Below are 9,522 nucleotides of genomic sequence, written 5' to 3' on the forward strand. Positions count from 1 at the left end.
ATTAGTTAGATATTTACTGAATATCCCTAATTATGATGAGCATAAGAAGAAAAGGGCAAATGGTAATAATTATAAATCAATATTGTCGTCTAAAATTCTTATGATTAAGGAGTTTCCGCAAACCTTTGCGAACTTTGATATTCAACATGATGATTTAGATCCTCTATATAATGCTCAAATTGCAGACATTTGTTATCGGAAAGCTAAATTTTATATCGAAACTCATAAAGGTTCTGATAATGTAGAAGAAAAGCAAAAGATTGCAGTTCTTGAGTATTTGTTGTTCCGTTTTATGAACAGGTCTCCACGCAAGTATATTCCAACAAAGGAGTTAATAAACCAACTCTGCTATTTAGGGTTTGACAAGATGACTATTCATGTATTTCGGGCAAAAATCATAGCAAAACTTAGAGATAGCGGAGTGATTATTTCTAGTAGTCCTGATGGCTATAAAATACCTTCTTCGGAAAAAGAGTTAAATGATTTTATTAATCGTGGTATAACTATTATTCTTCCAATGCTTTCGCGCTTAAAGAAGTGCAACGACATTATCAAGTTGGGAACGTCTGGAAACGTTGATCTGTTCCAAAAAACTGAATACCAAATTTTAGCAAACATGTTTCAAGATAATAATAAATAGATGGACAAGTTATACATAATGACAAGAATAATTGATCTGAGATCTGCGTGGCCTCATGAGGCAAATGATTTCACGAAATCTACACAAATGAGCATCTTGGTCCAAAGCTTATAGTTGGTTTTTAGAAAAAGCAATTGGGTTTAAAGTGATTGCTTAAAAAAAATGATTAATAGATAATACTTATGTCACACTTCAACGAACACGCATTAGAAATGGCCATCATGGAACTGCTGGAGCAGCAGGGATATGTGTATAAGAATGGTGAGACAATTCATAAAGAGTTGTCTGAGGTTCTGCTGTTGGACGACCTACGACTATTTTTGATGGAACGTTATGCCGAAGAAGGCATAACTGCATTAGAGGCGGAACGTATAATAGCTAGACTGAAAGCAGACAATGGGGATTCGCTTTATGCGCAGAATGCACAAATATATAGACTGATGACGGAAGGCTTTGCCATTAAACGTGAGGATGCATCAAAGCCAGACTTGTTTGTTGAAGTGATTGACTTTGAACATACCGACCGCAACATCTTCAAAATTGTAAATCAACTGGAGATAGTGGGTCAGGAGAAACGCATTCCTGATGGAATAGTCTATGTAAATGGTTTGCCCGTGGTGGCGATGGAATTTAAGAGTGCGGTGAAGGAGGACACAACCATTATGAATGCCTTTACGCAACTGACGGTACGTTATCGCAGAGACATCCCCAACTTATTCCGCTATAACGCTTTCGTGGTTATTAGCGATGGCGTTAACAATAAGTATGGCACGCTGTTTACGCCTTACGATTTTTTCTATGCTTGGCGCAAGGTGGAGAGTACGGACAAATCGGATGACGGCATTGGCTCGCTGCACACGATGGTGGAAGGATTGTTTAGACGGGAGCGTCTGTTGAGCGTAATGAAAGACTTTGTGTTCTTCCCCGACAATTCAAAAGGAGAACAAAAGATTGTTTGCCGTTATCCGCAGTTTTTTGCAACGCATTTGCTTTACGAGAACATTTTAGGACACTCGCACATCAATATCAAGGGCGACGGAAAGGGTGGAACGTACTTTGGGGCTACGGGATGCGGAAAAAGTATGACGATGTTGTTCTTGACGAGAATGTTGATGCGAAGCCGCCACTTGGCCTCGCCCACAATTGTATTGATTACCGACCGCACCGATCTGGACGACCAATTGGCTGCACAGTTTGTAAATGCCAAACTATTTGTTGGTGATGAGACAATTATCAATGTGGAAACACGCAAGGAGCTGGGCGAACTGTTAAGAGGAAGAAAGAGCGGTGGCGTTTTCCTAACCACTATCCATAAATTTTCTGAAGACATCAACTTACTATCTGACCGTGCCAACATCATCTGCATCTCGGATGAGGCACATCGCTCGCAAACAAATATCTCTCAAAACATTTCGATTACAGACAAAGGTGTGAAACGCAGTTATGGTTTTGCAAAGTATCTGCACGACTCGCTACCCAATGCCACGTATGTTGGATTTACAGGAACACCTATCGATGCTACGATAGACGTGTTTGGCAATGTGGTGGATACCTACACAATGACAGAGTCGGTGATTGACGGCATCACTCGCCGCATTGTATACGAGGGCCGTGCTGCCAAGGTGTTTGCCGACCATAACCAATTGCAAGAGATTGAGAACTACTATAAGCAATGTGCTGAGGAAGGTGCCAATGAATATCAGATTGAAGAGAGCAAGAAAGCTGTGGCACAGATGGATAAAATCATTGGCGACTCAAAGCGTTTGGCTGCCGTGGCCAAAGACTTTATCGACCATTATGAGAAACGCATAGAGGAAGGTAGCACCGTATGCGGAAAAGCGATGTTTGTATGCGCTAATCGCCAGATAGCCTACAACCTTTACAAGCATATTGTTTCGCTGCGACCAACGTGGGAGACAGAACGCATCAAGATGGTGATGACCCGTTCGAAAGATGATGAAGAAACGCTTTATAATCTGCTGGGCAGTGATGATGACAGAAAGAAACTAGACCTGGCTTTTAAAGGGTTCTTCCGTTAAATGCGTAGATGAGGAATTTTGTTTTTAGTAAGGATGAATTTTTAATATCATTTCTCGCCATTTCTACTATCCTCATTTTTAGTTAGTTATATTTTCTGTTGTTGCCTTATTAGGTGGCGAATCTGTTTACCCGTAAAAGTTAATTATTGTACAAATCTATCCATTTAACGGAAGAACCTTTTAAAGACCCTGAATCGGAATTTAAGATTGCCATCGTGGTGGACATGTGGATTACTGGCTTTGACGTGCCTTGTCTCGACACAATGTATATCGACAAGCCTTTGCAAAAGCATACACTCATTCAAACCATTTCTCGTGTAAACCGCGTGTATGAAGGCAAGGACAAGGGGTTGGTTGTAGACTATATCGGCATTAAAACCAGTATGAATAATGCTTTGAAACAGTATGCTGGTGGGGGCAACATGGATAGTAATGTGGAAACCATCGAAGAATCGCTAACGATGGTAAAGGACGAACTGGACATTCTGCGCAGAATGTTTGCCGAGTTTGACTATTCAACGTTCACCATAGGCACACCTTTACAACAACTTGATTGCCTAAAGCGCGCCGCAGAGTTTGTACAGCGTACCGAAAAGACACAGACGCTCTTCATGGGACACGTGAGGAAATTGAAATCTGCATTTAATCTCTGTTCAAGCCACGATGAAATTAATCAAGAAGAGCGCGAAGACATTCATTTCTTCACAGGCGTACGCTCGATTGTTTATAAACTAACGAAAGGAGATGCCCCTGATGTAACGCAGATGAACAATAGGGTAAGCCAAATGCTCCGTGAAGCGTTGCAGTCGGAAGGTGTAGAAGAAGTGGCACAGGTAAATGCTGACACTAAAGACCTAGACTTATTGAGTGAGGAATACATGGCGAGGCTTGAAAAACTACAGTTGCCCAATATGAAGGTGAAACTAATGGAGAAGTTGCTACGTACGGTCATTACTGAATTTAAGAAAGTAAACAAGATGAAGGGCGTAGACTTTACAAAGCGGCTGAATGAGCTGGTAAACAGATATAATGACAGAAGTGACAATGCCGTGTTTGCCCAAGAGGTGCTTGACGAGGTGGCTAGTCAAATGGCCGAGCTATTGAAAGAAGTGAACAAGGAAAAGAAGTCGTTTAAAGACTTGGGAATAACATACGAGGAAAAGGCTTTCTACGACATTCTGAAATGTATTGCCCATAAGTTTGGCTTTGAATATCCAGAAGACAAGTTACTTGCGTTGGCTGCTGCCGTGAAAAAGATGGTGGACGACAAATCGAAATATACCGATTGGGCTAATCGTTCGGATATTAAGGCCGAACTGCAAATGGACTTGATTCTCATTCTTGCAGAGCATGGATATCCGCCTGTGCCTCAAGATGAAGTCTTTAAAGAAATCTTTGAGCAGGCCGAGAATTTCAAGAAATATGAGTCGGAAGATAATTCCGTTAACAACTCAAGAGTTAATCAACAAGTTAAAATGTATCCTCATTTCGAAGAGGAAGATGGGTCTATGATGGCGGCAGACCCACTTTGAATGATACAAGGAGAAAGGATTTTAACAGAAGGCCTTTAAGACTTCTTTGGTGACAATAAAACAATTCTTGTGGGATGTATTAAACCCAAATCTGCCATTGTACCGCTTATCAAATATTTTAAGTTGTTTGCGTTGTCTCCTATCCATCTTTCGTTTGCTTGTCGGCACCTTGCTTGGCTTATTCTCTTGACGTAGTCCGCTACGCCTTCAAGAATAAGACAGGCAGAATTGAAAACAACCAAAAGGAGATGCAAAGAGTTGGTTCTCGCACTTTCTCTTTTCTCCAACAAGGTAAAGACAAGGCTGTTGAAACAAGACGAGAAAAGGAACTGCAAAAGTAAACAAAGGAACAAATACCGAATCAGACAACAACAATCTATCGGGAAATCCTGATACGATTATTAATTAACTAACTGACTATGGAGAAATCTAAACCAAATGAGCCTGGCGAATTGAAAGATGCGCGAGGGGCTCTTGATATCGTAATGGACAAGAAGGTAAGGGAATATCATGTTAACATAGAAACAAAATACATCGCTGAAGACAGGCGGCTGATTGAATGCTCGTCGGATATGAACGTTACCATCGACTTTCTGCACATTTCCGAAGGTCGCAACATCATGGATGTGCACATAACCAGGCGAGAAAACAATTATGGTTTGACGGACATGCCGGAGGAATACTTGCAGCTGATGAACCAAGTGAACGACATACAAGCGCACTTGACACTGGCCATAGACCGCTACGGACGCATAAAAAGCGTGCTGAAATATGACGAGTTATACGACAAATGGCAGGACATAAAGAGCCGCATTAACCCAAACTCGAACGGGATGGCGAAGATTATGCACGATGGCGACGAGGTATATGGCATGGGAGCGGCACACTTTGCAAAACAACTGAACAAGGCCACGCTGTATAAGGCCTTGGGGATGGGGCTGTTTTCGTTTGAGAAAGCAACAGGCAATAGAGAATGCTGGGGATGGAGAACAACATCCATCCTGATTCCCACAATGGGTATCGACTTGAATATCATTCGCAATGAGATGGTACACGACCCTTACGCCCCGACGACCTTACAGGTTTTTAAGAACAAAACTGCCGAATCTAATGCCCACAAGATGGAGGCTAAGTTTCTTAGTCTGTTTCCTTTCTTGAAGAAACAAATGGGAAAATATCGGGTGCAGTTCATGTGTACCGTTACTAGAGATGCCTCGCATGGCTGGCCTGTCTCGATAGAGTGGGTCATGTCCGAGTATGTTTCGCCTGTTTCGGCAGACGTGGTTTGTAAGATAGAACTAGTTTAGAAATAATAAAGGCATGGGTACCAGTAGAATTTTATGCGGCTTGCACCAATGGTAGTAGAAAGGAATGAGGTGCAAGAAGAAACAACAAAAAGGCCAGGACGCCCCATCCAGAGAAACCACAAAAACAGACAGGCAAGGTTTATCTATTGTAAATTTAGCGTGCGCAACATAAACGCAACTGATGAAATGGTCTTCAAAATAAATAAGGCAGGCTTATAATCATTAAAGCAGAACCACAAACAAAATGGAAATCTATGAAATTAAAGCATAAATTTAAAGTAGGCTCTTCATTCACGTGTTGCGGCATACCCTTTCGAATTATCGTACTCGTAATGCTTATTCCGAGTATGTTGGCATATTATCATACTGGCTTTACGTCGGTAAACCGAAATCTTCCCACTAAGTCTGGCGTGGTAAATTGGGTACACACCACTAACACAGGGTCTGGTTGGAAAACGACCTTTGTATTGGAGGACGACAGTTTGCACGCTTATTCGCAATACTACGAAACGCTTTCAAGGATTTTTCTTTTGTTTCCACCGACATTTAAGGTAGACAGGCGCCACATTCATTTCGGAGACACCATAACCTTTTATCTTTCTCAAAAGCAAGACCAAGAAGAAGACGAAGACAATGCGTTTAATGACGATAGGATTGTTTACACGGAAGGACTAATTATTAATGGCGAAACAATAGCTAGTCCTGTTGTCGTTTCGTTCACGCGTCCTTGTCTTGATACCTTAGGGGCGGCGGTTGGAATCCTGTTTTACTTAACAATAGCACTGTTTATTGCAGACTATCGCCGGTGGCATCGGCAGAAAAAGAACGGTGCGAAACTAACTGAGTTTTTCTCTAACAGAAACCGTTTCATCCAATAGAATGGAAGGCAACACGCAGACAAGTTGGGCGGTAGGGAGCTATATGGCATTTATACCGATGCAGCCGAAAAGATGAGAAAGAGAAAAGTTAAGATGCCGTCAAGCAAACGAAAGATGAGCAGAAGGCGAAGAAAACGACTTAAAATAGTTGACAAGCTGCGTAACGAACCGACTGGGGTTTAAAGAGCAGTGGCGCATATCAAGATGATGGCGATGTCTAAGGCCAAAAGGAAACCGTAAAGCACTCGGCCAGAAAAAGCCGAACTTTTCTTGTATTGATGATTCAACAACAACCAAGAAAGTGCAAATAAGACGGCACTGACCAGATAATACAATGTGTATTGAATGGCCGTGGGATGATGAAGTTCTGCATCTTCCAGCTCTACATATTTCTCTGCATCGAACCAGGCCCCTTGCATCACACCTAAAAGTGCCAGAATAAGCAGCGGGCTTATTACGGACAACACCTTAAACAGTATCTTTTTCATACGCTCCATTCTCGTTTTTGAACATTCTTTTTCCAACCTACATCTGCGACTTCTGTTACACATAGCGCACCTGCAAATGTACGATTATTTGGCTACAAGACACCGCTTGCGTATGATAAAAGATGTTGGGTGTTGATAAATTCTGTATTCGGGTGCCGTAAAAAACAAGTGGCTCGCAACGCATTGCGCCCATCTATGCGAAGAAGGAGGTATCTTTGAGGGGGTTATGCCTAGGCCGTTGTTGTCACGAATGGGGCGCATCTCCCCCGCAGCCATGTGGGTTAAGCAATAAATAGCCGACCATTTGGCCCGATGAAAAAGTTGCTTAGCTTTGCAAAACCGCAGATTGTTGTCTGACAATGAAATGCAAATATCAGTGACGAAGAAGTTTATCCCGATGTGATAAACCTAAGTTTCGCACCCCAAAATAAATACATGCCGCATTTTTTTTGTACTTTTGCAGTGCCTTAACCCAATGTTACACAAACATGGAGGGAGGAAACGGGCAAGTACACATTATTATATATAGTACAATGGAACAGAAACAATACAAACGAACCACCATCACAGCTGCCTTGCCTTACGCCAACGGCGGCGTGCATATCGGACACTTGGCCGGCGTTTACGTGCCTGCCGACATCTACGCGCGATATATGCGACTGAAAAACGAGGACGTGGTGTTTATCGGAGGTAGCGACGAACACGGCGTGCCCATCACAATCAGGGCAAGAAAAGAGGGCGTTAGTCCGCAAGACGTGGTAGACAGGTTCCACGCCATGATAAAAAAGAGTTTCGAAGACTTCGGCATTTCGTTCGACATCTACAGCAGAACGACCTCGCCCACACACCATCAGTTGGCAAGCGACTTCTTTAAGAAACTATACGAAGACGGCAAACTGCTGGAAAAAGAAACCGAACAGTATTATGACGAGGAGGCGCATCAGTTTCTGGCCGACCGCTATATCATGGGCGAATGCCCCCACTGCCATAACGAGGGGGCGTATGGCGACCAATGCGAGAAGTGCGGGCGCGACCTTTCGCCTACCGAGCTGCTGCACCCACGCTCTACCATCAGCGGTTCGCAACCCGTGTTGAAGAAAACCAAGAACTGGTATCTGCCGCTAGACCAGTACCAAGACTGGCTGAAAGAATGGATTTTGGAAGGGCATAAGGAATGGCGGCCCAATGTGTATGGACAGTGCAAAAGTTGGTTGGACTTAGACTTGCAACCACGAGCCATGACGCGCGACTTGGATTGGGGCATTCCCGTTCCCATCGAAGGAGCAGAGGGCAAAGTGCTCTACGTGTGGTTTGATGCGCCCATCGGTTACATATCGAACACCAAAGAGTTGTTGCCCGACACGTGGGAGAAGTGGTGGAAAGACCCCGAAACACGTTTGGTGCACTTCATCGGCAAAGACAACATCGTGTTCCACTGCATCGTGTTCCCCGTGATGCTTAAAGCGCACGGCGGCTATATCCTGCCCGAAAACGTTCCTGCGAACGAGTTTCTTAATTTGGAAGACGAAAAGATATCCACTTCGAAGAACTGGGCCGTGTGGCTGCACGAGTACTTGGAAGATTTCCCTGGCAAGCAAGACGTGCTGAGATACGTGCTTACGGCCAACGCGCCCGAAACAAAAGACAACAACTTTACGTGGAAAGACTTCCAAGAACGCAACAACAACGAGCTTGTGGCCGTGTATGGCAACTTCGTTAACAGGGCTTTGCAGCTTACAAAGAAGTATTTCGGCGGTCGTGTTCCTGCCTGCGGCGAACTGAACGAGGTGGACAAACAGGCCTTAGACGAGTTTAAAGACGTGAAGGAGAAGGTGGAAGGCTTGCTCGATACGTATAAATTCCGCGATGCACAGAAAGAGGCCATGATGCTGGCACGCATCGGCAACAGGTACATCACCGAGTGCGAGCCGTGGAAGGTGTGGAAGACCGACCCCAAAAGGGTTGAAACCATCCTTTATATCTCGCTGCAATTGGTGGCCAACTTGGCCATCGCCTTCGAACCCTTCTTGCCTTTTAGCAGTGCGAAGTTGCGCAGTATGCTTAATATGGAGGGGGTAGACTGGAATGCACTTGGCAACACTGTGATATTAAAGCCTGGGCATCAGTTGGCCGAACCCGAACTGTTGTTCGAGAAAATAGAGGACGATGCCATCGAGGCTCAACTGAAAAAGCTGGCCGATACCAAAAAGGCTAACGAGGCCGAAACCTATAAGGCCAAGGAGATTAAGCCCACGGTGGACTTCGCCGACTTTGAAAAATTAGACCTCAGAGTGGGCCGCATACTTGCCTGCGAGAAGGTGAAGAAGGCTAACAAGCTGCTTAAATTCACGCTCGACGACGGCAGCGGCACGCCGCGCACCATCGTTAGCGGTATCGCTAAGTTCTACGAACCCGAAGAATTGGTGGGTCGCGATGTGGTGTTCATCGCCAACTTGGCTCCCCGACAACTAATGGGCATCGAAAGTCAAGGCATGATTCTCTCTGCCGAGAACTACGACGGCGGGCTGAGCCTGCTGTCGCTGATGAAAGAAGTGAAGGCAGGAAGTCAAGTGGGATAACCAACCTCACCCCACAGCTGACCAACTACCGGCCTCACCCCCAACCCCTCTCCAAGGGG

Annotated in this window: 6 protein-coding genes and 1 pseudogene; 6 read left to right on the forward strand and 1 reads right to left on the reverse strand. The window is 44.3% G+C overall.

What is annotated here, in order from left to right; all coding sequences use genetic code 11:
• From HMPREF2955_RS16080 to HMPREF2955_RS01115, 5 genes and pseudogenes are all read left to right on the forward strand, one after another.
• The coding region (locus tag HMPREF2955_RS16080) for a hypothetical protein (protein ID WP_210401254.1) at positions 1–640 on the forward strand (640 nt) is incomplete at its 5' end.
• 182 nt (positions 641–822) lie between these two features.
• Positions 823–2,643, forward strand: a pseudogene (locus HMPREF2955_RS01100) (type I restriction endonuclease subunit R); the annotation flags it as partial.
• A 182-nt stretch (positions 2,644–2,825) separates the two neighbouring features.
• A complete protein-coding gene (locus tag HMPREF2955_RS01105; RefSeq protein ID WP_246830027.1) occupies positions 2,826–4,211 on the forward strand; it encodes a type I restriction enzyme endonuclease domain-containing protein in 1,386 nt (461 codons plus the stop codon).
• Between the two features lie 419 nt (positions 4,212–4,630).
• Positions 4,631–5,518, forward strand: coding sequence for a hypothetical protein (locus HMPREF2955_RS01110; RefSeq protein ID WP_070720119.1), 888 nt, complete (start codon positions 4,631–4,633; stop codon positions 5,516–5,518).
• Positions 5,519–5,772: 254 nt separating this feature from the next.
• On the forward strand, positions 5,773–6,396 hold the full coding sequence (locus HMPREF2955_RS01115; RefSeq protein ID WP_070720121.1) for a hypothetical protein: 624 nt from the start codon (positions 5,773–5,775) through the stop codon (positions 6,394–6,396).
• Positions 6,397–6,575: 179 nt separating this feature from the next.
• Here HMPREF2955_RS01115 and HMPREF2955_RS01120 read toward each other — a convergent pair whose 3' ends face one another.
• Entirely contained in the window at positions 6,576–6,884 is a 309-nt protein-coding gene (locus HMPREF2955_RS01120; RefSeq protein ID WP_246830028.1) for a hypothetical protein, read from the reverse strand.
• A 533-nt stretch (positions 6,885–7,417) separates the two neighbouring features.
• On the opposite strand from HMPREF2955_RS01120, the gene metG reads away from it, so the two are divergent.
• Positions 7,418–9,463, forward strand: a complete 2,046-nt coding sequence (gene metG / locus HMPREF2955_RS01125; protein WP_070720126.1) for a methionine--tRNA ligase — start codon at positions 7,418–7,420, stop codon at positions 9,461–9,463.
• Positions 9,464–9,522 lie beyond the last annotated feature (59 nt).

The organism is Prevotella sp. HMSC073D09, assembly GCF_001814145.1.
GTDB lineage: Bacteria > Bacteroidota > Bacteroidia > Bacteroidales > Bacteroidaceae > Prevotella > Prevotella conceptionensis.